Here is a 24203-nt window from a genome sequence, read left to right on the forward strand (position 1 = left end):
AAGTAAGCGGGCAAGAAAGAGGGGTAATAAAAAAGCCCTGGCGCGATGGCAAGGGCTTTGAAATGTGGCGCTTTATGATGTGCGCTGACTGAACTTATGTCCGTTGAAAGAACTTATTTCAGACCGGCGAAGTCACGCAGTTCAGCGGCTTTGTCAGTGGCTTCCCAAGGGAACTCTTCGCGGCCGAAGTGACCGTATGCTGCGGTCTTCTTGTAGATAGGTTGCAGCAGGTTCAGCATCTCTTGCAGACCGTACGGACGCAGATCGAAGAACTGACGTACCGCTTCAATGATGATGTCGTGTGAGACTTTTTCAGTACCGAACGTTTCCACCATGATTGAGGTTGGATCCGCAACACCGATAGCGTAAGACAGCTGGATCTCACAGCGGTCAGCCATACCGGCAGCAACAATGTTTTTCGCTACGTAACGCGCGGCGTACGCTGCACTGCGGTCTACTTTTGATGGATCTTTACCAGAGAATGCACCACCACCGTGACGTGCTGCGCCGCCGTAAGTATCAACGATGATCTTACGACCGGTCAGGCCACAGTCACCCATAGGACCACCGATAACGAAACGGCCGGTTGGGTTGATGAAGAATTTTGTCTCTTTGTTCAGCCATTCAGCTGGCAGAACCGGCTTAATGATCTCTTCCATCACCGCTTCACGCAGATCCGGGGTAGAGATTGAATCACAGTGTTGCGTTGACAGAACCACCGCGTCGATACCGACGATCTTGCCCTGGTCGTACTGGAAAGTGACCTGAGATTTTGCATCCGGACGCAACCACGGCAGGGTGCCGTTCTTACGCACTTTCGCCTGACGCTCAACCAGACGGTGAGAGTATGTAATTGGTGCAGGCATCAGCACGTCAGTTTCGTTACATGCATAACCGAACATGATGCCCTGGTCGCCGGCGCCCTGTTCTTTAGGGTCAGATTTGTCGACGCCCTGGTTGATGTCTGGAGACTGTTTACCGATGGTGTTCAGTACCGCACAAGAGTCCGCATCGAAACCCATGTCTGAGTGGGTGTAGCCAATTTCACGTACGGTTTCACGCGTCAGCTCTTCGATATCAACCCAAGCTGAAGTGGTGATTTCACCACCGACCATAACCATGCCGGTTTTCACGTAAGTTTCACAAGCAACACGTGCTTTTGGATCTTGTTCCAAAATGGCATCTAAAACCGCATCAGAGATTTGGTCTGCGATTTTATCCGGATGGCCTTCTGATACTGATTCAGAAGTAAACAGGTGCTTAGCCATGATTGCTCCAATTCTATAATCAAAAGAGCAGTGCGCCGTGGTCACTGCTCTGTAAAATCGTTCATTATGTAGGCGTTTCTACATCTAGACGTCTATTCTAGTTTTGAATGCTTAAATTACAAGCTCTTTTTTTGTCTGATTGCTAACCAAACGTTTGCTTATCGGCAGGACTTTTGCAGGCTTTGTGCATCAATATGTCGTAAAGCATTGCAAAATTGGAACAAAGCGCCAGCAAAAGGTTTGCAGTGCCGATCCGGCTTTGCGACAATATCGGCCAATTTTCTCCCCGATTGACCTCAACGTCACGCCCTGAAAGCGGCTTGGTGAGGTCAATTGGCGACCGACGGATATTTTTTCGCATATTGCTTTAGGAGCTGACATGTCTTCCCGTAAACAACTGGCTAACGCAATCCGCGCGCTGAGCATGGATGGTGTACAACAGGCTAACTCTGGTCACCCAGGCGCCCCGATGGGCATGGCTGACATCGCTGAAGTGCTGTGGCGCAGTCACCTGAACCACAATCCGCAAAACCCGAACTGGGCTGACCGTGACCGCTTCGTGCTGTCCAATGGCCACGGCTCTATGCTGATCTACTCTCTGCTGCACCTGAGTGGCTACGAGCTGTCAATCGACGACCTGAAAAACTTCCGTCAGCTGCACTCGAAAACCCCGGGTCACCCTGAATACGGTTACGCACCAGGCATCGAGACCACCACAGGTCCGCTGGGTCAGGGTATCACTAACGCCGTGGGTATGGCGATTGCGGAAAAAGCGCTGGCCGCGCAGTTCAATAAAGAAGGTCACGACATCGTTGACCACTTTACTTATGCATTCCTGGGCGACGGCTGTCTGATGGAAGGCATCTCGCACGAAGCATGTTCTCTGGCCGGTACGCTCGGTCTGGGCAAACTGATTGCCTTCTGGGATGACAACGGCATCTCTATCGACGGTCACGTTGAAGGCTGGTTCTCTGACGATACGCCAAAACGTTTCGAAGCTTACGGCTGGCACGTTATCCCGGCAGTAGACGGTCACGATCCAGAAGCGATTAATGCCGCTATCGAAGCCGCACAGGCGGAAACCGGTCGTCCGACCCTGATCTGTACCAAGACCATCATCGGTTTTGGTTCACCAAACAAAGCGGGCTCACACGACTGTCACGGCGCTCCGCTGGGCGCAGACGAAATCAAAGCTGCGCGTGAATTCCTCGGTTGGGAATACGGCGCGTTTGAAATCCCGGCCGATATCTACGCCGAGTGGGATGCCAAAGAAGCCGGCGCAGCCAAAGAAGCCGCCTGGAATGAAAAATTTGCAGCCTACGCTGAGGCTTACCCGGCCGAAGCGGCGGAATACCAGCGCCGCATGGCCGGTGATCTGCCGGCTGACTGGGAACAAGTGACCAGCGCAGTGATTGCTGATCTGCAAGCCAATCCGGCCAACATCGCGTCACGTAAAGCGTCCCAAAACGCGCTGGAAGCGTTCGGTAAGATCCTGCCTGAATTCATGGGCGGCTCAGCCGACCTGGCTCCGTCTAACCTGACCATGTGGTCTGGCTCTAAGTCGCTGACTCACGAAGATTTCGCCGGAAACTACATCCACTATGGTGTACGTGAATTCGGTATGACCGCCATCATCAACGGTATTGCCCTGCACGGTGGTTTCGTGCCTTACGGCGCGACTTTCCTGATGTTCATGGAATACGCACGTAACGCGATGCGTATGGCGGCGCTGATGAAGATTCAGAACATCCAGGTCTACACTCACGACTCCATCGGTCTGGGTGAAGATGGCCCGACTCACCAACCGGTCGAGCAAGTAGCGTCACTGCGTATGACACCAAACATGAGCACGTGGCGCCCGTGTGACCAGGTCGAATCTGCGGTCGCGTGGAAACTGGCTATCGAGCGTAAAGATGCGCCATCGGCGCTGATCTTCTCGCGTCAGAACCTGGCTCAGCAAGAACGCAGCGCGCAGCAAGTGGCGGACATCGCCAAAGGCGGTTACATTCTGCAAGATTGTGCCGGCAAACCTGAGCTGATCCTGATCGCGACCGGCTCTGAAGTGGAACTGACCGTACAAGCCGCAGCGCAACTGACTGCCGCAGGTAAGCAGGTTCGCGTGGTGTCTATGCCATCGACGGACACCTTCGACAAGCAGGATGCGGCTTACCGTGAAGCGGTACTGCCATCAGACGTCACGGCACGTATCGCGGTTGAAGCGGGCATCGCAGACTTCTGGTACAAGTACGTCGGCTTTGGCGGTCGTATCATCGGTATGACTACTTTCGGTGAATCTGCACCAGCGGGCGAGCTGTTCAAGATGTTCGGCTTCACGGCGGAAAACGTGGTCAATACGGCGAACGAACTGCTGGCGTAAGCCGGGTTTAATACGCAATGAAACCCAAGGCCCTGCTCACTGAGCAGGGCCTTTTTCGTTTAAGGCATGCTAGCGACATGCTTATTTCCACTCATCGGGGCAGGCGGCGCGCAGCGCATCAATAAACAGGCGCAGCCGCAACGGATGGCGTCCGGTCGGGTAGTAGCAGTTGATATTGGAAGGGGCGGCTGACCACTGCGGCAGACAGACCGCGATACTGCCCGGATGATGCTTTTCATAGCTTTGTGCCACCCAGTTGGGCAGCAGGCCGATACCGCGCCCTTTGGCAATGGTGTCGATCTGCATGTAGAGACTGTCGCACTGCAGGCGGCTCTCTTTGGCCGGCAGCACATAATCGCCCAGTTGCGGGTGGGTCAGCGTCAGCGCTTCGTGGCGCAGCGCGACCAGGTCAATCCAGGCGTGCTGCGTCAGATCGCGCGGATGGCCGGGCTGGCGATGCTGCTCAAGATAAGCTGGGGAGGCATAGACGGCGCAGCGCCACTCTCCGAGCAGTTCGCGCCGGTAGCCAGCCGGACCGATATCGCCGATCCAGATAATCAAATCCGGTTCCAGCGCCTGTTCACCATGCTGAAACTGACTGTAGAGACGCACACGCAACTGCGGATGTTGCAGCATAAATTCATCCAGTACCCGGCTCATCCAGCCGCGGGTCAGGTTAGGATGAACGACCAGGGTCATTTCACCGCTGACCTCATGGTTGAGCTCGTGCAGGGCTTCCTGACTTTTATTGGCCAGATCAAGCAACTGCTCAGAGTAGGTGGCAAATACTTCGCCGGCTTTGGTCAGCGCCAGGCGGTTGCCCTGGCGTGTGACCAGAGCCTGGCCTAAGTCTTCTTCTAACTGAGTCAGACGGCGGCTGAGCGTGGATTTAGGCTGGTTGAGGGCTTTGGCCGCTCCGGTCAGGCTTTTGTGTTGGCAGAGCGCATGGAAGGCGCGCACTGCACTGAGATCCTGCATTTTTCTTTCCTCTTCGGGCCGAGGTGACAACAAAAATTAGGCTTTGTTCCATAACTGGGCCTAAGTATTCCACATCTTGCCCTATTCATGCACTCCTTTTTGTGAATAATTCTCATCTTGATTTTGATAATTATTTTCATTTAAAGCAGAAAGGAGTGTCAGATGTACACATGGACGCCATCTAGAGTCTCATTAGCAGTATCCCTCGGCCTGGTTTGTCAATTCCCGGCTCTGGCCAATGAGGCGCAAGATCAGGCTCACGAAACTGTGGTGGTCACCGCCTCGGGCTTTGAGCAGAATATTACCCGTGCCCCGGCAACCATCTCGGTGATCACCGCTGAAGATATCGAAAAAAAGTCCTACACCGACATCACTGATGTGTTAAAAAATATTTCCGGGGTGCAAGTCTCCGGTGGTGGTGTAGAGCAGTCGATCATGATTCGCGGTATGTCATCTGATTACACCTTGTTCCTGATTGACGGCCGTCCGGTACAAGGCAACGATGCCTTTGGCCTTAATGGCACCCAGGCTGGTACGCCGATTAACTTTTTGCCTCCTGTTTCGCAAATCGAGCGTATCGAAGTCATCCGTGGTCCGGCGTCATCCTTGTACGGCTCGGATGCGATGGGCGGCGTGATTAACGTGATCACCAAGAAAGTCGGCAATGAGTGGAGCGGCAGCATCACCACGGAATACAACCTGGCCGACAGCTCGAACAAAGTGAATGAAGATTCCACCCAGACCAGCGTGGCGCTCAATGCGCCGTTGATCGATGATACGCTCTCACTGCAGTTCACCGGTTCTTACCTCAATCAGGACGAAAGCCACTTTATCGGCAGCGATGACAGTGAAGCGTCCGATCCGGAATACAAACGCCGCAACTTCAGCACTAAGCTCAACTGGAGCGTGAATGAGCAAAACAACCTGACATTCGGCTACAGCCGTGCCGAGCAGGAGCGCACCCATAACCCGGGCGTGAGTATTGCGAAAACCGTCACCAACCGCGACGGCAGCATCAGTGATGCGGAGCAGAGCTACAGCAAATCCATCCGTGACACCTATTTCCTTGAGCATGAAGGTCACTATGATCGCATGCGCGTTAAATCTTACGTCAACTACGACCACTCCGAGAACCCGTCGCGGGTGAACGAAAATACCGGTAACGGTATCGACTTCGATGTGCTGACCCTGAACTCACAAGCCAACTGGTTCTGGGACGCCAATACCCTGACGGTCGGCGCGACCTACAAAAACGAAAAACTGGAAGATGGTGCGACCAATGGCTTGTCTGAGCCTGTGGTCGCCGACGCCGATGCCATCAACACCATGGAACGTTACCAGTACTCGATTTTTGCCGAAAATGAATGGCTGCCGATGGATGACTGGTCAATTGTGCTGAGCGGCCGTTTTGATGACAACGAAGCGTTTGGTAACCACTTCAGCCCGAAAGTGTACACCGTCTACGGCCTGACCGATGCCTGGGTGGTCAAAGGCGGGGTGACTTCCGGCTACAAAGCGCCGAGCCTGCGCCAGAGCGCAACCGATTTTGGTTCCACCTCGCGCGGTGGTGTGATCATCGGTAACCCGGATCTAAAACCGGAAACCAGTATCAACTATGAAATCGGCCTTGGCTTTGACGACAGCTATGATTCGGGTATCTCCGCCACGCTGACCGCGTATCTGACCGAGTTTGAAGACAAGATCAACCGCACCGGCCGTATCTGTGAAGCCAACGTCGAGTGTAACTACGGCGGCACTGTCTATCCGGCGCACCAATACGGTTATACCGCCTACGAAAACATCGCTAAAGCGGAAATGTCCGGTATTGAAGCGACCATGGATTACCAGATCAACGAAGATGTGCTGCTGCGCCAGTCGTACACCTTTACCAAAACCGAGCAGAAGAGCGGTGAGTACAAAGGTGAGCCGCTCAATGATGTGGCGAAACACATGTACAACGCGTCAGTGGAATGGCAGGCAACGGAGAAACTGCTGCTCTGGACCCAGGGTAACTACCGCAGCAAAACCACCGGTCGCTGGCAGACCGGCACCAGCGGCAGCTCAAGCAACGGCCTCAAGATCCCGGGCTATACCCTGTTTGACCTCGGTCTGGTGTACAAAATCAAACAAGACATCAGCCTGAAAGCAGGCGTGTACAACGCGTTTAACAAAGAGATCAACCCGGAGAAAGACGAGAACTACCGTTACATCCTCGATGGTCGTAAGTACAACCTGGCGCTGACCATGCGCTTCTAAGTTGACAGAGTAAAGGCGGGAGGCCCGGAGAATAAAATACCGGCCTTCCGCTTTATCGTGAGCAAACCTGACTATATAAGAGAACAGCAATGAAAATATTGGCAGTTGGCCTGGCGGTTGTCGCCAGCGTATTGAGTTTTATCCAGCCTGCGCTGGCGTTTCCGCTGACCGTGCAGCACAAGCAGGGCACGACGACCGTTGAGCAGGCACCGCAGCGTGTGGCTGTGTTTGACCTGGCAACCCTGGATACCATGAATGCCCTGGGTGTCAGCGCCGCGGGCGTGCCGGACACTTTTATGCCGCAATACCTCAGCCACTACTCAGGAGACGACGTCACTAAAATTGGCGATCTGTTCAAGCCCGATTACGATGCGCTGAAACAGCTGCAGCCGGACTTAATCATCGTTGCCGGCCGTTCGTCACGTGCTTACGAGGAGCTGAGCAAACTGGCGCCGACACTGGATCTGAGCATTGATGCTGGCCACTTCGTGCAAGGCATGCAGCATAATCTGGCACTGCTCGGCACCCTGTTCAACCAGCAGGAAAAAGCGCAGCAACTGAGTGTCGAATTCAATAACAAACTGCACAGCCTGCATGCGCAAGCGGCCAAACAAGGCCCGGCACTGGTGCTGTTTACCATTAACGGCCATGTGATGTTGCATGCGCCGGGTGAGCGTTTTGGTATGCTGTATGACCTGACCGGCCTCAAATCTGTGGTACCGGCCGTGGAAGCGGCAGAGCCGAAACCACGTGCCAAACCAGGCTCAGAAGAAGCCAAGCAGCAACAGGCTGAGCGTCAGCAGCGTCTGGATGCGGCCCTGGCTGAAAACCCTAGCTGGCTGTTTGTGCTGGATCGCGGCGCGGCGACCGGTGGTCAAGGTAAAGCGGTGGAAACTCTGTCAGCAATGGACAAGATCACCGCGACGACGGCATGGCAAAAAGAGCAGGTTTACTACCTCAACCCGAAAGAGTGGTACCTGGCCCTGGGCGGCTATCAGAGTGTAGTCAAAACCCTCAACGATCTGAGCAGTCGTTTTGAGCAGTAAGCCTGCCTGATTAAGATTGAACACTGTCCTGTTTCAAGCCCGGCCATGGTGCCGGGCTTCTTTATGCGCCGAAATTAGGCATAGAGCGGCTTAATTAATCACTGGGTGTACAGTAAACCAGCCCGGCTGGGAGCGGTTTCACTCCAAAACAAGCAGAAAAGATAGCCGCTGGCGGCGGATTTTTGGTGAATCAACGGACGTTTCTCGCTACCATCACAGCACAAGGAATAAGGGATAGTGAACCGATGTTAAAAGTGGCGATCAACGGATTCGGACGCATTGGCCGTAACGTGCTGCGGGCTGTGTACGAAAGTGGCAAAAACCAACACATTAAAGTGGTGGCGGTGAATGAGCTTGCCAAGCCCGAAGCCATGGCGCACCTGTTGCAATATGACACCAGTCATGGCCGGTTTGGTAAAAAAATCAGCCACGATCAGGAACACATGTATATTCATCATGACAACGGCGACTTTGACCGGGTGCGTATTCTGCATCTGGCTGAAATACCGCTGCTGCCGTGGCGCGATCTTGATGTCGACATCGTGCTCGATTGTACCGGCGTGTACGGATCGCGTGCCGATGGACTGCAACATATTGAGGCCGGCGCCGGCAAGGTGCTGTTTTCCCATCCTGGTGCAGCGGACATCGATAACACCATCATCTATGGTGTGAACCACGACACCCTGAGCGCTGATCAGCACATCGTTTCCAACGGTTCCTGTACCACCAACTGCATCGTACCAATCATCAAGGTCCTCGACGATGCGTTCGGCATTGACTCCGGCACCATCACCACCATTCACTCATCAATGAATGATCAGCAGGTCATCGATGCTTATCACAGTGACCTGCGCCGTACCCGTGCGGCCAGCCAGTCGATCATTCCGGTCGATACCAAACTGCACAAAGGGATCGAACGGATATTTCCGAAATTTTCCAACAAATTTGAAGCCATTTCGGTGCGCGTGCCGACCGTAAATGTGACCGCGATGGATTTAAGCGTTACCTTGAACACAAATGTGAAAGTTAATGACGTAAATCAAACCATAGTACAGGCGTCTCAGTGTACATTAAGCAACATTGTTGACTATACTGAAGCGCCGCTCGTTTCCATCGATTTTAACCATGATCCGCACAGTGCGATTGTGGACGGAACCCAGACACGGGTAAGTAACGGGCAACTGGTCAAAATGCTGGTCTGGTGCGACAACGAATGGGGATTTGCTAACCGTATGCTCGATACTGCGTTAGCGATGCAGGCCGCGCAATAGCGCTTTAGCCTGGTGAGGCGGTTGCCCCCGAATGGGGAGAACGCTGCCCCTGATTGGGGAAAAATATTTATTTTTAGCATTGAAATAAATATCATGATCCCCATATCCTAAGTAATTTGAACATTGACTAAGTAGTTTGAAAATTGACTAACTTAGTTTAAAAATTGACTAAGCAGTTTAAGAATTGACAGGTTCGGCAGGATCGCCGAACTGACGAAAACTTTATTTTCTTTGAATATTTGAGAGGACAAACCATGTCTGTAATCAAGATGACTGACCTGGATCTGGCAGGTAAACGCGTATTTATCCGTGCTGACCTGAACGTACCAGTAAAAGATGGCAAAGTGACTTCTGATGCACGTATCCTGGCATCACTACCAACGATCAAGCACTGCCTGGAAGCTGGCGCGAAAGTAATGGTGACATCTCACCTGGGTCGTCCTACTGAAGGCGAATACGCAGAAGAGTTCTCTCTACAGCCTGTTGTGAACTACCTGAACGACGCGCTGGACTGCGAAGTGAAACTGGCGAAAGAGTACCTGGAAGGTCTGGAACTGAACGCTGGTGAACTGGTTGTTCTGGAAAACGTTCGTTTCAACAAAGGCGAAAAGAAAAACGAAGAAGAGCTGTCTAAGAAATACGCAGCACTGTGTGACGTATTCGTAATGGACGCGTTCGGTACCGCGCACCGTGCACAAGCTTCAACTCACGGCGTGGGTATGTTTGCACCGATCGCATGTGCAGGTCCTCTGCTGGCGAACGAACTGGATGCACTGGGTAAAGCCATGGACAACCCGGCTCGCCCAATGGTTGCTATCGTTGGCGGCTCTAAAGTATCGACCAAACTGACGGTACTTGAATCACTGTCGAAAATCGCTGACCAACTGGTTGTTGGCGGTGGTATCGCCAACACCTTCATCGCAGCAGCAGGCCACAACGTAGGTAAGTCTCTGTACGAAGCTGACCTGGTTGACACGGCTAAGAAACTGATGGACGAGTGTGCCATTCCGGTTGCGACTGACGTGGCGTGTGCCAAAGCCTTCGACGAAAACGCAGAAGCGGAAATCAAAAACGTGGCTGACGTTCAGGATGACGACATGATCTTCGACCTGGGCCCGGATTCAACGGCGCAACTGGCTGAAATCCTGAAAAACGCGAAAACTATCCTGTGGAACGGCCCGGTAGGCGTATTCGAGTTCAAGAACTTCGAAGCCGGTACCCGTGGCATTTCAGAAGCGATTGCAGCGTCTGAAGGTTTCTCTGTTGCCGGTGGTGGTGACACACTGGCTGCGATCGACAAGTTCGGCATCAAAGCAGACGTTTCATACATCTCAACCGGCGGCGGCGCTTTCCTTGAGTTTGTAGAAGGTAAAGTTCTGCCTGCAGTTGAAATGCTGGAAGCACGCGCTAAAGCGTAACTGATTGATAGAAAGCGGGAGTGATTTCCCGCTTTCTTGTTTGCTGCACCGGCCGGTTTCTTCTGCTAGAATAGCGCCAGTTGTAAGCAAGCTTTTACAAGAATGTAAACTTACCGTTTTTAATTAAAACGACAAAAATAGGATTATATCCATGTCTAAGATCTTCGATTTCGTTAAACCAGGTGTGATCTCTGGCGACGACGTTCAGAAAGTATTTGAAATTGCTAAAGCAAACCAATTTGCTCTGCCAGCAGTAAACTGTATCGGTTCTGATTCTGTAAACGCAGTACTGGAAGCAGCAGCGAAAGTTAAATCTCCGGTTATCGTGCAGTTCTCTAACGGCGGCGCGGGTTTCTTTGCTGGTAAAGGTCTGAAACTTGAAGGTCAGCAAACTCAAATCCTGGGTGCGATCGCGGGTGCAAAACACGTTCACACTGTTGCAGAATCTTACGGCGTGCCTGTCATCCTGCACACTGACCACGCAGCGAAAAAACTGCTGCCATGGATCGACGGTCTGCTGGACGCGGGTGAAAAACACTTCGCAGAAACCGGTAAGCCACTGTTCTCTTCTCACATGATCGACCTGTCTGAAGAGTCTCTGGAAGAAAACATCGAGATCTCAGCGAAATACCTTGAGCGCATGGCGAAAATGAACATGACTCTGGAAATCGAACTGGGTTGTACCGGTGGTGAAGAAGACGGCGTTGATAACTCTGACATGGACGCATCTGAGCTGTACACTTCTCCGGAGGACGTGGCATACGCTTACGAAAAACTGAGCGCAATCAGCCACCGTTTCACTATCGCAGCCTCTTTCGGTAACGTACACGGCGTTTACAAACCAGGTAACGTAGTACTGACTCCAACTATCCTGCGTGATTCTCAAAAATACGTTTCTGAGAAATTCAACCTGCCAGAAAACTCACTGAACTTCGTATTCCACGGTGGTTCAGGTTCTTCTCTGGAAGAAATCCGCGAATCTATCGGCTACGGTGTTATCAAAATGAACATCGATACTGATACTCAGTGGGCATGTTGGGATGGTATCCGTGAATACGAAGCGGCTAACCACGATTACCTGCAAGGTCAAATCGGTAACCCGACTGGTGAAGATGCACCAAACAAGAAATACTACGATCCACGCGTATGGCTGCGTGCTGGTCAAGCTTCAATGGTAACTCGCCTGGAGCAAGCATTCTCTGACCTGAACTCAGTTGACGTACTGTAATCTGGCATTGATGTGATTCGCAAACCCGCTCATCGAGCGGGTTTTTTTGTATCTGCCGCAAACAAATCAGTGCCTGAGTTGGCAACGCCGGTATTTATTGCATACGCTGTAACAGGCACGATGCTCACCTCATAACCTTTTGCTTTGTAAGCTTTTAAACTTGCTGTGTCAATTTAATGCAAATTGTCGCAGATAAGCTGTGCCAAACGAATAATTAACCAAAATCTGATGTCAGCACGGCGCATATTATGTGTATGATAGTCAGTGGTTTATATAGAAATACATAATGATTACTCTAGAGGATAAACACTATGGCTGGTGAATCGAGCAGTGTAGACATACCAATTGTCGATAGTCTGGGTCAGGTCAATACCTGGCTGACCAATAACTCGGATCTGTTGATCCAATACGGCGTGAATATTATCTCTGCGCTGCTGATCTTGTTTATCGGTAATATCATCGTCAAGGTGATTGCCGGCAGCGTGTCCAAAGTACTGCAGAAGAAACAGATGGACAAAGCCGTGGTGCAGTTCATCTACGGTCTGGTGCGTTACCTGCTGTTTGTCATCGTATTGATTGCGGCGCTGGGCCGCATCGGCGTGCAGACGGCATCTGTGGTCGCGGTTATCGGTGCGGCCGGTCTGGCAATTGGCCTGGCTCTGCAAGGCTCGCTGTCTAACTTCGCCGCTGGTGTACTGATCGTGGCATTCCGTCCGTTCAAATCCGGTGACTACGTCGAAGTGGCAGGCGTGGCCGGTTCAGTGGATTCTATCCATATTTTCCAGACCATTCTGAAAACGCCGGATAACAAGATGATCGTACTGCCGAACTCATCTGTGATTGGCGACTCGATTGTCAACTACTCACGCTACGACACCCGCCGGGTGGATATGCTGATTGGCGTATCGTACAAAGCGGATCTGAAAAAGACCAAAGAAGTGCTGCGTAAAGTGGTGGAAAGTGACCCGCGCGTACTGAAAGATCCGGCGGTCAATATTGCCGTGCATACGCTGGCAGATTCATCGGTCAACCTGATTGTGCGCCCTTGGGTGAACAGTGCCGATTACTGGCCGGTCTACTGGGATCTGACTCAGGCAATTAAAGAAGCGCTGGATGAAAACGGTATCGAGATCCCATTCCCGCAAATGGATGTGCATCTCAACAAGCTGGACTAATTATTCATTCAGCTCGTTATTTATTAGGACCAACTTGGTTCACTAAGAAAAAACGGAGGCTTCAGCCTCCGTTTTTACGTTATGTGCTTGGCACTTTTTCTATGCTTGGCATTTCTTCTATGCTGCAGCGCCGGATTAAACCGGCCACTGCAGGTTATGGCCGAGCGTAAAGGCGATGAGAAACATCACTGCGGCCACCACCAGATCGATGATCTTTTTCACCTTAGGTTTGGACAGCGTCGGGGCCAGTTTTGCCGCGCCGATGGAGAGTGAATAGAACCACACGAACGAGGCCAGTATGGTACCGATGGCAAAGGAAAGCCGGTCGCTGCCTTCAAACTGGCCGCCAATCGAGCCCAGAATCACAATCGTATCCAGATACAGGTGCGGGTTGAGCACGGTCACGGCCAGGGTGCCAAGAATCACCGCCCGGCGACCGCGCAGCATCGCCTGCTTATCGCTGCTTGCCTGCTGCTGGTCAAAGGCGCTTTTCAGCGACTGGATACCATAGAAAATCAGAAACAGAATGCCGCCCAGGGTCACCAGCGCCAGCAACCATTCATTTTGAGTCAGAATTGCGCCGCCGCCAAAGATCCCCAGTGAGATAAAAAAGATGTCTAAAAAGCTGCACAGGGTGGCGGTGGTGAGATGATGGTTGCGCTTAATGCCCTGATTAAGCACAAACGCATTCTGAGCCCCGATCGGAATAATCATGGTCGCGCCGAAACCAAAGCCCTGCAGTAAAATCCATAAGTTCATAGTGAAACCTAAAGCCAATAGTTGTTCGGAAACAATAGTTATATTCAGAAAACAATAGTTATGTTTTAAAACTGAGTAAGTATTAAATCTGGCGTTAAAATAAAGGATGGGTGAAAATAAATAAATCTAATAATATTAATTGCTAATAAGTTAGGCTAATGAGGTCGGGTCATGCGCGGATTGGATTATCGCTGGATAGAAGCCCTGGATGAGATCATCGCTCAGCGCAGTTTTGAAAAAGCCGCCGACGTACTGTGTATCTCGCAGTCGGCGGTATCACAACGGATTAAGCAGCTGGAAAAGTGGCTGGCGCAGCCGGTGCTGGTGCGCGAGCAACCACCGCGCGTCACACCGGCCGGACAGAAGTTGCTCGGCTTATATCGTCAGGTATGCATTCTGGAACAGGAAATTCTGCCGGATCTGAGTGGTGATGACAGCGACAAAACCGTCTCAGTCTCCATTGCTACCAATGCAGACAGTCTGGCGACCTGGCTGATCCCGGCGCTGGCACCGTTGGTTGAGCAGAGCAATATCCAGCTTAACCTGCTGGTCGATGACGAGCACCGCACGATAGAAAAACTCAAAAACGGCGAGGTGGTCGCTGCCATCAGTCAGTCGGCTAAATCGATCCCCGGCTGTGAAGCGGTGCTGCTTGGCGATATGCCTTATCTGTGCGTCTGTGCGCCGGGATTTTATCAGCGCTATTTCCCGGCTGGCGTGAGCGGCGCGGCACTGGAAAGCGCCCCCTCAATCGCGTTTGATCCCAATGATTATGTCAACGAGCGCTTTGTGCGTAAGTCGCTGGGCTATGAGATGCAAAGTCCGGTTAAGCACAGTGTCGGCAGTTCTGAGGCGTGTGTGAAAGGCGCGCTGGCCGGGATCGGGTTTGCCATGATCCCGGAAATTCAGATTCGCGCTGAGCTGGAGCAGGGACTGTTGGTGGAGATCTTGCCGGGCATGCGCATCGATCAAAAGCTGTACTGGCATCACTGGCAGCTGGAGAGCGGCATTCTGAAGCGTCTGTCGCGCGACATTATCCGCGTGGCGCAGCGTGTTTTGCCGCAATCAATATAGTCACAGTCAGGGTCGTAAGGGTTATCAGGTCAAAGTTATGTCAGTTTACCTGGGATTGACGGAGAGTGTGCAACCTTTCACCTATTATAAGCTCAAAGTCTGCGTGTTGGTGGTGTGCACAGTTGGGGGTGCCTGCGGGCTAAGCTAAACTGTGCAGGCGAGACAACACAAGAGACAGGGGAGCAGTCAGCACGGGTTGATGCGCTATTGCTCTGGTTTATCTGCCCGGGCCCTGTATGGTCAGGCCCCGGCTTTGACGAGAAAAGGTGAATAAATGAAATGGATCGCCCAGCTAGCGTTAGTGTTTTGCAGTGTGACATCACTGAGTGTGCTTGCACAAACTGCGGATTTTCCTCATCTGGTGACCACAGGGTATGGTGAAGTCGAGGCTCAGCCTGACATGGCGCAGTTCTCGGTGCGGGTGGTGGAAACCACGATGAATGCCGAGCAGGCCAAAGCTGCTGTGGACAAGGTAGTGGCGCAGTTTACCGACCGCCTGGCCGAATCTGGCGTGGAGCGCAAGCAGATTGCCAGCTCCAACCTGTTTGTTGCGCCGCAGTATCATTATCCGCAATCGGGCCAGCCGGAACTGGTCGGCTACCGTGCGTCGCGTAATGTGACGGTTGAAGTCGGCGAGATCGCCAATCTGAATCAGTATCTCGATATTGCTCTGGCTGCGGGTATCAACCAGGTGGATAACATTCAGCTCAAAGTCAGTGATCCGGCTAAATATCAGATGCAGGCACGTATGGCCGCGATTGAGGATGCCAAACTTAAGGCACAATCAGTGGCAAAAGGTTTTGAGCGTCATCTCGGTGCTATCTGGCAGGTGGAATATAACGATGCCAATCAGCAACCGGTACTGATGCGCAGCATGAACATGAGCGAAAAGCGCGCCATCAGTGATACCTATCAGGACTCAGTGCTGACTATCCGCGATCGGGTACAGGTTATCTATCGTCTGGAGGAGTAGCTGTGCCGAGCGCAGCCAATTCAAATAACAAGCGGATAACTGATTAACTTTTAGTTTTAAGGATGATTCACCAACGACAGCCGATAATTCATTGCAACACCACGTTATTTTGCTGCCGAATGCAGAAAGCATGGAGTTAAATGATGAATCGGCTGTTTTATATTCTGTCTGCGTGCGATGGTGCTATAATGCCCGACTTAATTTTTGGCGGATTAGTGGCGCAGAGTGATGAGATTTTCAAGAGTAGTGATCTTTCTTGCGATTGTCAGCACCCTGATTTTGACCGCAACGGCCGCTTACTACTCCCAGCGCTACCAGGCAATCAAGCAAGCATCCATTATTGAGATCGCTCAGAGCGGCCTGAATCAGCTGACCTACAGTGAGCGTGAATTTGCCAACAGTCAGGAGCAGCTGTTCTCTGTGGTTGACCTGCTCGGCGACGGCCAGTTGACGGCCGATTTTGCGCTTGACCCGAGCAAACACAATAAGAACCAATTGAAAAGTATGTTCGTGTCTGTGCTCAAGAGTCAGAAGTGGTACGATCATATCCGTTTCGTTGACAATCAAGGCATCGAAAAACTGCGGGTCGATTATTATCCGCATACCCATTCTGCGCAAAGTATGGAAGACCGCCACGATCACTCACAGAGCGGATTCTTTCGCTACGCTCAAACCCTCGCCGCCGATGATATTGGTATCTGGAGTTCACAGCACGCGCTGGGGCCGGATGTTGACTTAACCTTACCGTCTATTCGGGTCATTACACCGGTATCGGTACTGGATAAGCGCTATGGCTACATCATGGTCAGTGTCGATCCGTGGAATCTGGCCAACCGGCTCAATTATGTGCTAAATAACGAACTGCGGCCGCATCTGGTTTCTGAACAGGGGATCTATTTGGCCGCCTCAGGACGTAATTACCTGCATGCGCCGGGGCAAGGCTCCCTGCGCGGAGAAAGTTTGGCGCAGCGTTTTACGCTCAGCTGGGATGAAATCAAGCAGATGCAAAATGGCTATACCGAGGAAAAAGGCCATCTGCTGATTTTTACCACCTTTGATCTCTCCGCAGACCAAAAGCTGCATCTGGTGATCACCTTGTCGCCTGAGCAATTGGAACAGCGTCTGCAACGGGATGTGGATGATCTGGTCAAGCAGGGGATTTTCGTGTTTCTGCTGTTGCTGGTGTTTATCCTGCCGACCTTCTCGATGGCGCTGCATTACCATCGCCGTAACATTGAAAGCAAACTGGCGCGCGCGGCTCTGGAGGGGATGTCGGCGGTGATGATCTCTGACAACACGAACCGAGTGATTAAGGTCAATCAGCAATTTAAAACAATTACGGGTTTATCCAGTGACGCGGTTCTTGGAAAAAATGCTTTGAAAGTGATGTTTAATCAACATGGCATGACATTTATTGTCCGCATAATGGAGCGCATTGAACAGGAGAAATTGTGGCAGGGCGAAGTGGAATTTGTCACCCCGGAGCAGCGCCATCTGACCACCATCATGCGCATCCAGGCTATCTCCGAAGCCGGACGCATCAGTTATTACATAACTTCACTGGTGGATATTTCCGAGCACAAAGCACTGGAAAATAAGCTGCGTGAATTGAGTGAGAAGGACTCGCTGACCCATTTGTGGAACCGGCGTAAATTTGAGCAGGAGTTGCAGGCTCAGACTCAGCTGGTGGCGCGTTATCCCGACAGCCACGATGCTTGTCTGGTGCTGATTGATATCGACTTTTTCAAACGGATTAATGATGAGCAGGGGCATGACGCCGGTGACCGGGTCATCGCGCAGGTCGCCGACCTTCTGGTGAGCCAGTTACGCACTACCGACTTTATCAGCCGGATCGGCGGTGAGGAATTTGCTGTGATTATGCCGCATACGGCTATCGATGAAGCGCAGGCGGTGGTCGAGCGTCTGCGCCATGCGGTTGACCTAGACCAAAGTCTAACCGTGACCATCAGTGCCGGAATTACCGACTTGAATCAGGACAGCACCCGTTCCTATAAATGCGCCGATATTGCCTTATATGAGTCTAAAACTCTGGGGCGTAACCGGGTTTCCCTCTGTTATAGCTGTGATGATATCGCATAAAGTCTATTAATGCCGATAAATCTTGATGGGTGTCACATTTTTCTGACACTGAGACTAAAGTCTAATTTCTCTTTTTGCTTGAGCTAAACTGTACAATAAGTAGACTGTTGTTCTTTTCGTCAATAGCTGTCCGGAAACTGGGTGGTCATGTCGTCACCGCTGCGTGATGAACAGACAGCACGATAAGGACGCCGGGCAAAACGGGGCAGGTATGGTTAACCACTTTCTGGTGAGGCTGACCATTGGCTTTTTGTTGGTGTTGGGCATAAAACTGAGCGCACTTTATTTCCTACCTATGGTTTTATTGCTGAATACCCATCACAAAGAGTTCTTTGGCTGGTAGCTGAACCACAGAAATTAAAGACAAAAAAATCGGGGCATGCCCCGATTTTTTATTGTCTGTTATTTTATCCGGCGCAGACCGGACAAGTGCTGCTACTGAAATTACAGTACGTGAACAGACGTTGTGTTAGTGGTACCTGAAGCAACCAGAGCGCCAGAAACCATAACTACGATGTCGCCTTTCTTACCCAGACCAGATTCCAGAGCAATCTCTTTACCCAGACGGTAGAAGTCATCAGTGCTGGCGATTGAATCAACCACGACCGGACGCACACCTTTAGTCAGCACCAGCTGAGCGGCGGTTTTCTTGTTAGTCGTTACCGCGATGATGTTCGCAGTCGGGAAGTACTTACGTACTGAACGTGCTGATTTACCCGCTTCAGTTGCAACCACGATCAGTGGTGCAGCCAGTTTCTCAGCAGTATCTACCGCGCCTTTACATACAGCTTCAGTGATGCGCAGACGTGGGCTGTCGAGACGAGAGCCCAGTTCCGCTTTCAGTGCGGCGTCAGTACGGTTTGCGATTTGCGCCATGATCTTCACAGCTTCAACCGGGTATTTACCTTTCGCGGTTTCACCAGACAGCATCACTGCGTCAGTACCGTCCATGATCGCGTTCGCTACGTCACCCGCTTCTGCGCGAGTCGGACGTGGGTTCTTGATCATTGAATCCAGCATTTGGGTTGCAGTGATAACCACTTTACGCGCGCGGTTACATTTCTCGATCATCATCTTCTGCGCGAAGATAACTTCTTCAGCCGGGATTTCTACACCCAGGTCGCCACGTGCAACCATGATACCGTCAGACAGTTCCAGAATTTCGTCGAAGTTGTCTACGCCTTCCTGGTTTTCGATTTTAGAGATGATCTGGATGTTTTCGCCGCCGAATGCTTTCAGCACGTCGCGGATTTCTTTCACGTCAGAACCTTTACGGATGAAAGATGCTGCAACGAAATCAACGCCTTGCTCACAACCAAATTTCAGGTCGTTTTTGTCTTTTTCAGACAGCGCTGGCAGGTTCACAGAAACGCCTGGCAGGTTAACACCTTTGTTTTCGCCCAGTGCGCCGTTGTTGAGAACTTTACATTTTACTTCGCTGTCAGTTTTCGCCACCACTTCCATTTCGATCAGACCATCGTCAACCAGGATAGTGTTACCGACGTTCAGGTCGTTCGCGAAACCTGCGTAAGTCACTGCAACGATGTCTTTGTTACCGACTACTTTAGTATCCGTCGTGAAGGTGAATTCCTGGCCGGCAACCAGCTCAACGTCATCCCCGTTTTCCAGTTTGATGGTACGGATTTCAGGACCTTTAGTATCCAGCAGGATAGCCAGTTCCTTACCTGTGTTTTCCATGACAGTACGGAAGTTCGCGATGCGAGTACCGTGCTCAACAAAGTCACCGTGAGAGAAGTTAAGGCGCATCACGTTCATGCCAGCTGCAACCAGTTCAGTCAGCTTCTCTACAGATTCAGTTTTAGGGCCAATCGTACAAACGATTTTGGTCTTTTTCATGGAAGGGTCTCTCCGGTAAATAAAATTTAATAAATAAAGTAAAGTTTCGTTGTTAGCGTCGAAGTGAGCTCGGTGGTGGCAACTTATCTTCTTCTATTGCCAAGTGTAGTTCACGAGTTTTACTCACCTCAAAGCTGAAAGTCTTTCAACAAATTTAGTCATTTTATGACCATTTGTATGGGATGAAATTTCAGAAATCTTCAACTTATCCATGTTGAACGGCTTTTGTGACACCAGTTCGTGATCTGATTCTGTAATTTTTTTTCTTTTCGGGTGTGAATTCTAACACTGAATGAAGGCAATATCACTGTCTAAGGTTTGTCTTAGGACAAGGTTTTAGCGCGAAATAATAATTTTTTGGATCGAAATAAATGGACAGAAATGTTTCATCTTGATTATAATTTCTTTCGGTTCGAAACTAACAAAACAAGAAATCATGTCGAAACGAAATACTCAGCTCAGACGCCACGCGATTGCCAATCTGGTCAATGAGAAAGGTGAAGTGAGCGTCGAAGCGCTTTCCAGTCAGTTTGATACTTCCGAAGTCACCATCCGTAAGGATTTGGCCTCACTGGAAACCAATGGCCTGCTGCTCAGACGCTACGGTGGTGCGATAGCCCTGCCGCGCGAAGTGGTCGCTGATGAAATGAGTTCAAAAGTTTCGTTTCGAAAGGTTGAGCTGGCAAAGGCGGCAGCAGAGTTAATCCGGGAACATAACCGAATTGTGATCGACAGCGGCAGTACCACCGCGGCACTGATTCAGCAACTGAACGACAAACGCGGCCTGGTGGTGATGACCAACTCGCTCAATGTCGCCAATGCCCTCAATGAACTGGAAAGCGAACCCACCTTATTAATGACCGGCGGCACCTGGGATACCCATTCGGAATCATTCCAGGGCCAGGTGGCAGAATCTGTGCTGCGCTCTTATGATTTTGATCAGCTGTTTATCGGCGCAGACGGCATTGATTTGGCACGCGGCACCACCACGTTCAACGAACTGGTCGGCCTGAGCAAGGTGATGGCGGAAGTATCGCGTGAAGTGATTGTGATGGTCGAGTCAGAAAAAATCGGCCGTAAGATTCCCAATCTGGAACTGGCCTGGGACAGTATAGACGTGCTGGTCACGGACAGAGATCTGTCTGATGACTATGCTGAACAAATTGAATCTCATCAGGTGCGGGTGATCCGGGCCTGATAACCAATTATCCCGTTTTGAATGGTATGCCTGTGTTGGCGGGTAGGATAATGTCGTTCAAAACAGAACAAAATGATTAATGGAGTATAAACATGTGTGGAATTGTTGGCGCGGTAGCGCAGCGTGATGTGGCAGAAATTCTGGTCGAAGGCCTGCGCCGTCTTGAGTACCGTGGTTACGACTCAGCCGGTGTAGCGATTGTGGATGGAGAGCAGCAACTGACCCGCATCCGCCGCCTGGGTAAAGTGCAGGAACTGGCCGACGCGGTTGACGCCGCGCAGGTCTCCGGTGGTACCGGGATCGCCCATACCCGCTGGGCCACGCACGGTGAGCCGTCTGAAGTCAACGCCCACCCGCACATGTCCGGTGACATCGCTGTGGTGCACAACGGCATCATCGAAAACTACGAAACCCTGCGTGAGCAACTGCGCGCGCGCGGCTACGTATTTGAATCACAAACCGATACCGAAGTGATCGCTCACCTGGTGGAGTGGGAACTGCGCAGCGCTTCTTCGCTGCTGGAAGCGGTACAAAAAACCGTTAAGCAGCTGGAAGGAGCGTACGGTACTGTGGTTGTGGATCGCAAAGACCCAAGCCGTCTGGTCGTGGCCCGTTCCGGCAGCCCGATCGTGATCGGTTTTGGTGTCGGCGAAAACTTCCTGGCTTCAGATCAACTGGCCCTGCTGAGTGTGACCCGCCGCTTTATGTACCTGGAAGAAGGTGACGTGGCGGAAATGACCCGCCGCGAAGTGAACGTTTTTAACACTTTAGGTGAGCAGGTTGAGCGTGAGATTGTCGAATCGAACGCCGAGCACGATGCCGGTGATAAAGGCCAGTACCGTCACTTCATGCAAAAAGAGATCTTTGAACAGCCAAAAGCGCTGCTCAACACCATGGAAGGCCGTATCACTAAAGATTCAGTGATCACCGAAAGCATTGGTGTTAACGCGGTCGAGATCCTGAGTAAAGTAGAGCACGTGCAGATCATCGCCTGTGGTACTTCTTACAACTCGGGCATGGCAGCGCGCTACTGGTTTGAAGCGCTGGCCGGTGTCAGCTGTGACGTAGAAATCGCGTCTGAATTTCGTTACCGCAACTTCGTGACCCGTCCGAACAGCCTGCTGATCACCTTGTCTCAGTCGGGTGAAACCGCCGATACTCTGGCTGCGCTGCGTATCGCCAAAGAGCGTGGCTACATGGCTGCGATGACCATCTGTAACGTCTCCGGTTCATCTCTGGTACGTGAATCCGACATCGCGTTTATGACCCGCGCCGGAACTGAAATCGGTGTGGCTTCAACCAAAGCCTTTACGACGCAACTGGCGGCGATGCTGATGCTGGTCACGGCAATTGGTAAAGAGCAGGGCCGAATCAATAAAGCCAAAGAAGCGGAAATCGTTGAGGCGATCCACGCGCTGCCGGCACAAATTGAAAGCGCTCTGGCGTTCGACAAGCAGATCCAGACCCTGGCGGAAGATTTTGCCGACAAGCACCACACCCTGTTCCTGGGCCGCGGTGAGTACTACCCAATCGCGATGGAAGCGTCACTGAAGCTGAAAGAAATTTCCTACATCCACGCAGAAGCCTATGCAGCCGGTGAACTGAAACACGGCCCGCTGGCACTGATCGACGCCGATATGCCGGTCGTGGTGATTGCACCCAACAACGACCTGCTGGAAAAACTAAAATCGAACGTAGAAGAAGTGCGCGCCCGTGGCGGCCTGCTGTATGTGTTCGCCGATGAGAAGGCCGGCTTTGAAGCCGACGAAAGCATGAAGATCATCCCGATGCCGCACGTCAGCGAGATCACCGCACCGATCTTCTACACCGTACCGATGCAGCTGCTGTCATACCACGTTGCCCTGATCAAAGGCACCGACGTCGACCAGCCACGCAACCTGGCTAAAGCGGTAACCGTAGAGTAATTCAGTTACCCGACCCAACAACAAAGGCGCAGTCAGAGGCATTTCTGGCTGCGCCTTTTTGTGTATTCACTTTCCCGGAACAGGACACACACCTTTAGTTGCTGCTTGAGTTACGGTGTGTGTCCTGGTAAGAGATGGTGTGTGTCCTGCTAAAAGAGGGCTGAGAGGAGTGAGTTTTAAGGGGGCTTCGTTTGTGTCTACAGACCCCATATAATCAGCACTAGGCCGTCCCGCAGGCCGGCAAAGACCAGTGGCTTTTTCCTTGTTCCACTTCGTTTAACAGCCAAGACCGAAACAGGCGAGCGTGGGGATGCTCGATAGCTTGGTTAGGGCTCACCAGATAAAATGCCTCACTGGTTGGGAGTTTTTGTTCAAATGGCGCCACCAATTGCCCGGCGGTGAGCATGCCTTGAATCAAAGAGCTTCTTCCTAATGCAACCCCTTCGCCAGCTTTGGCCAGTTCGAGGGCTGAAATTAAGGTATCAAAATGAATCCCCTGCGAAGAGTCAATGTGCGCAAAGCCGGTTTTGTTCAGCCAGTAAGCCCATCCTTCGTTATACCCGTCAACATGCAGCAGGGTGTGATTGAGCAGTTGATTGGGCGTGGTTAGCGGGATAGTAGTATTGAGAAGTGCAGGGCTACATACCGGGATCAGGTAGTCCCAGGTGAGTCTGTGGCAATGCATACCAAACCACTCCCCCATTCCGTAACGAATCTCCATGTCCGATTCTTTATCGAGATTTTCTACCCAGATATTGGCCGGCAGGCGCAGGTTGACCTCTGGGTGCAGTTTTCTGAAACGCCCTAATCGCGGCGCTAACCACGTGCTAAAAAAAACCAGACTAGAGCGAATGGTTAACGGCCGGGTCTGCCCTTGCCCAAACAATTCATTGGTGACGTCGGCCAGCCGTTTGATAGATTCATGCACGATGGGAATATATGCACGGCCGGATTTGGTCAGTTCTAAGCCTCTGGGTAAGCGTTTAAACAGCTCAGTACCTAATTGCGCTTCTAATCCTTTGATTTGCTGGCTGACGGCGGCTTGAGTCATGTTAAGTTCCTGAGCTGCCTGGGTGAAGTTCAGGCAGCGTGCGGAAACTTCAAATGATCTAAGCCAATTGAGGGGGGGCAGTTTTTTTTTCATTTTTTGCTTCTTATGTTCACTAGGCTGTGTGCGTTTAAAACGTTTTTTTTTACCGTCATTCTAACCCTAACAAGTTGGGCGTGAACGGCTGCATTTGCTATTTTGTGACCAGTTCCCTTTAATCTGCTCTGGTCTGCACTGACTAATGTTTATCCA

The 24203-nt window shown here is 51.5% G+C and carries 17 protein-coding genes; 12 read left to right on the top strand and 5 right to left on the bottom strand.

Annotated features, from left to right (window positions below; all coding sequences use genetic code 11):
* Positions 1-113: 113 nt before the first annotated feature.
* A complete protein-coding gene (metK, locus tag J0X00_RS13950) occupies positions 114-1268 on the bottom strand; it encodes a methionine adenosyltransferase (RefSeq protein WP_136487555.1) in 1155 nt (384 codons plus the stop codon).
* A 379-nt stretch (positions 1269-1647) separates the two neighbouring features.
* On the opposite strand from metK, the gene tkt reads away from it, so the two are divergent.
* Positions 1648-3645, top strand: coding sequence for a transketolase (tkt, locus tag J0X00_RS13955; protein ID WP_282477024.1), 1998 nt, complete (start codon positions 1648-1650; stop codon positions 3643-3645).
* An 81-nt stretch (positions 3646-3726) separates the two neighbouring features.
* Here tkt and J0X00_RS13960 read toward each other — a convergent pair whose 3' ends face one another.
* Entirely contained in the window at positions 3727-4623 is an 897-nt protein-coding gene (locus J0X00_RS13960) for a LysR family transcriptional regulator (protein WP_136483197.1), read from the bottom strand.
* A gap of 162 nt (positions 4624-4785) precedes the next feature.
* On the opposite strand from J0X00_RS13960, the gene J0X00_RS13965 reads away from it, so the two are divergent.
* The 6 genes from J0X00_RS13965 to mscS all read left to right on the top strand — a co-directional run bounded on the left by J0X00_RS13965 (position 4786) and on the right by mscS (position 13017).
* On the top strand, positions 4786-6879 hold the full coding sequence (locus tag J0X00_RS13965) for a TonB-dependent receptor (protein ID WP_282477025.1): 2094 nt from the start codon (positions 4786-4788) through the stop codon (positions 6877-6879).
* Between the two features lie 89 nt (positions 6880-6968).
* Positions 6969-7925, top strand: coding sequence for a siderophore ABC transporter substrate-binding protein (locus J0X00_RS13970; RefSeq protein WP_282477026.1), 957 nt, complete (start codon positions 6969-6971; stop codon positions 7923-7925).
* Between the two features lie 245 nt (positions 7926-8170).
* Positions 8171-9196, top strand: a complete 1026-nt coding sequence (gene epd / locus J0X00_RS13975; protein ID WP_136483200.1) for an erythrose-4-phosphate dehydrogenase — start codon at positions 8171-8173, stop codon at positions 9194-9196.
* Positions 9197-9450: 254 nt separating this feature from the next.
* The gene (locus J0X00_RS13980) at positions 9451-10614 is read left to right on the top strand and encodes a phosphoglycerate kinase (protein WP_136483201.1); all 1164 of its coding nucleotides are present in this window, start codon (positions 9451-9453) and stop codon (positions 10612-10614) included.
* A gap of 151 nt (positions 10615-10765) precedes the next feature.
* Positions 10766-11842: a class II fructose-bisphosphate aldolase gene (gene fbaA / locus J0X00_RS13985; protein WP_136483202.1), complete on the top strand. Its 1077-nt coding sequence runs from the start codon at positions 10766-10768 to the stop codon at positions 11840-11842.
* A 311-nt stretch (positions 11843-12153) separates the two neighbouring features.
* On the top strand, positions 12154-13017 hold the full coding sequence (gene mscS, locus J0X00_RS13990; RefSeq protein ID WP_136483203.1) for a small-conductance mechanosensitive channel MscS: 864 nt from the start codon (positions 12154-12156) through the stop codon (positions 13015-13017).
* A 135-nt stretch (positions 13018-13152) separates the two neighbouring features.
* Here mscS and J0X00_RS13995 read toward each other — a convergent pair whose 3' ends face one another.
* Complete coding sequence (locus J0X00_RS13995) at positions 13153-13776, bottom strand: LysE/ArgO family amino acid transporter (RefSeq protein WP_136483204.1); 624 nt, start codon at positions 13774-13776, stop codon at positions 13153-13155.
* Positions 13777-13947: 171 nt separating this feature from the next.
* On the opposite strand from J0X00_RS13995, the gene J0X00_RS14000 reads away from it, so the two are divergent.
* From J0X00_RS14000 to J0X00_RS14010, 3 genes are all read left to right on the top strand, one after another.
* Positions 13948-14850 carry a LysR family transcriptional regulator ArgP gene (locus J0X00_RS14000; protein ID WP_136483205.1) on the top strand — a complete coding sequence of 301 codons (903 nt, stop codon included), beginning with the start codon at positions 13948-13950 and terminating at the stop codon, positions 14848-14850.
* A gap of 274 nt (positions 14851-15124) precedes the next feature.
* Complete coding sequence (locus J0X00_RS14005) at positions 15125-15823, top strand: oxidative stress defense protein (RefSeq protein WP_282477027.1); 699 nt, start codon at positions 15125-15127, stop codon at positions 15821-15823.
* 228 nt (positions 15824-16051) lie between these two features.
* Positions 16052-17923, top strand: a complete 1872-nt coding sequence (locus J0X00_RS14010) for a diguanylate cyclase (RefSeq protein WP_282477028.1) — start codon at positions 16052-16054, stop codon at positions 17921-17923.
* Between the two features lie 444 nt (positions 17924-18367).
* Here J0X00_RS14010 and pykF read toward each other — a convergent pair whose 3' ends face one another.
* Positions 18368-19780, bottom strand: coding sequence for a pyruvate kinase PykF (gene pykF, locus J0X00_RS14015; RefSeq protein WP_136483207.1), 1413 nt, complete (start codon positions 19778-19780; stop codon positions 18368-18370).
* Positions 19781-20216: 436 nt separating this feature from the next.
* Between pykF and J0X00_RS14020 the strand changes: the two genes are divergently transcribed.
* Entirely contained in the window at positions 20217-20978 is a 762-nt protein-coding gene (locus J0X00_RS14020; protein ID WP_282477029.1) for a DeoR/GlpR family DNA-binding transcription regulator, read from the top strand.
* A gap of 92 nt (positions 20979-21070) precedes the next feature.
* On the top strand, positions 21071-22903 hold the full coding sequence (gene glmS, locus J0X00_RS14025; RefSeq protein ID WP_136483209.1) for a glutamine--fructose-6-phosphate transaminase (isomerizing): 1833 nt from the start codon (positions 21071-21073) through the stop codon (positions 22901-22903).
* Positions 22904-23123: 220 nt separating this feature from the next.
* Here the strand turns inward: glmS and gcvA are convergent, their stop codons facing one another.
* Complete coding sequence (gcvA, locus tag J0X00_RS14030) at positions 23124-24047, bottom strand: transcriptional regulator GcvA (protein WP_136483585.1); 924 nt, start codon at positions 24045-24047, stop codon at positions 23124-23126.
* Positions 24048-24203 lie beyond the last annotated feature (156 nt).

The organism is Vibrio sp. ABG19 (genome assembly GCF_029962385.1).
In the GTDB taxonomy this organism is placed as follows: Bacteria; Pseudomonadota; Gammaproteobacteria; order Enterobacterales; family Vibrionaceae; genus Vibrio; species Vibrio ostreae.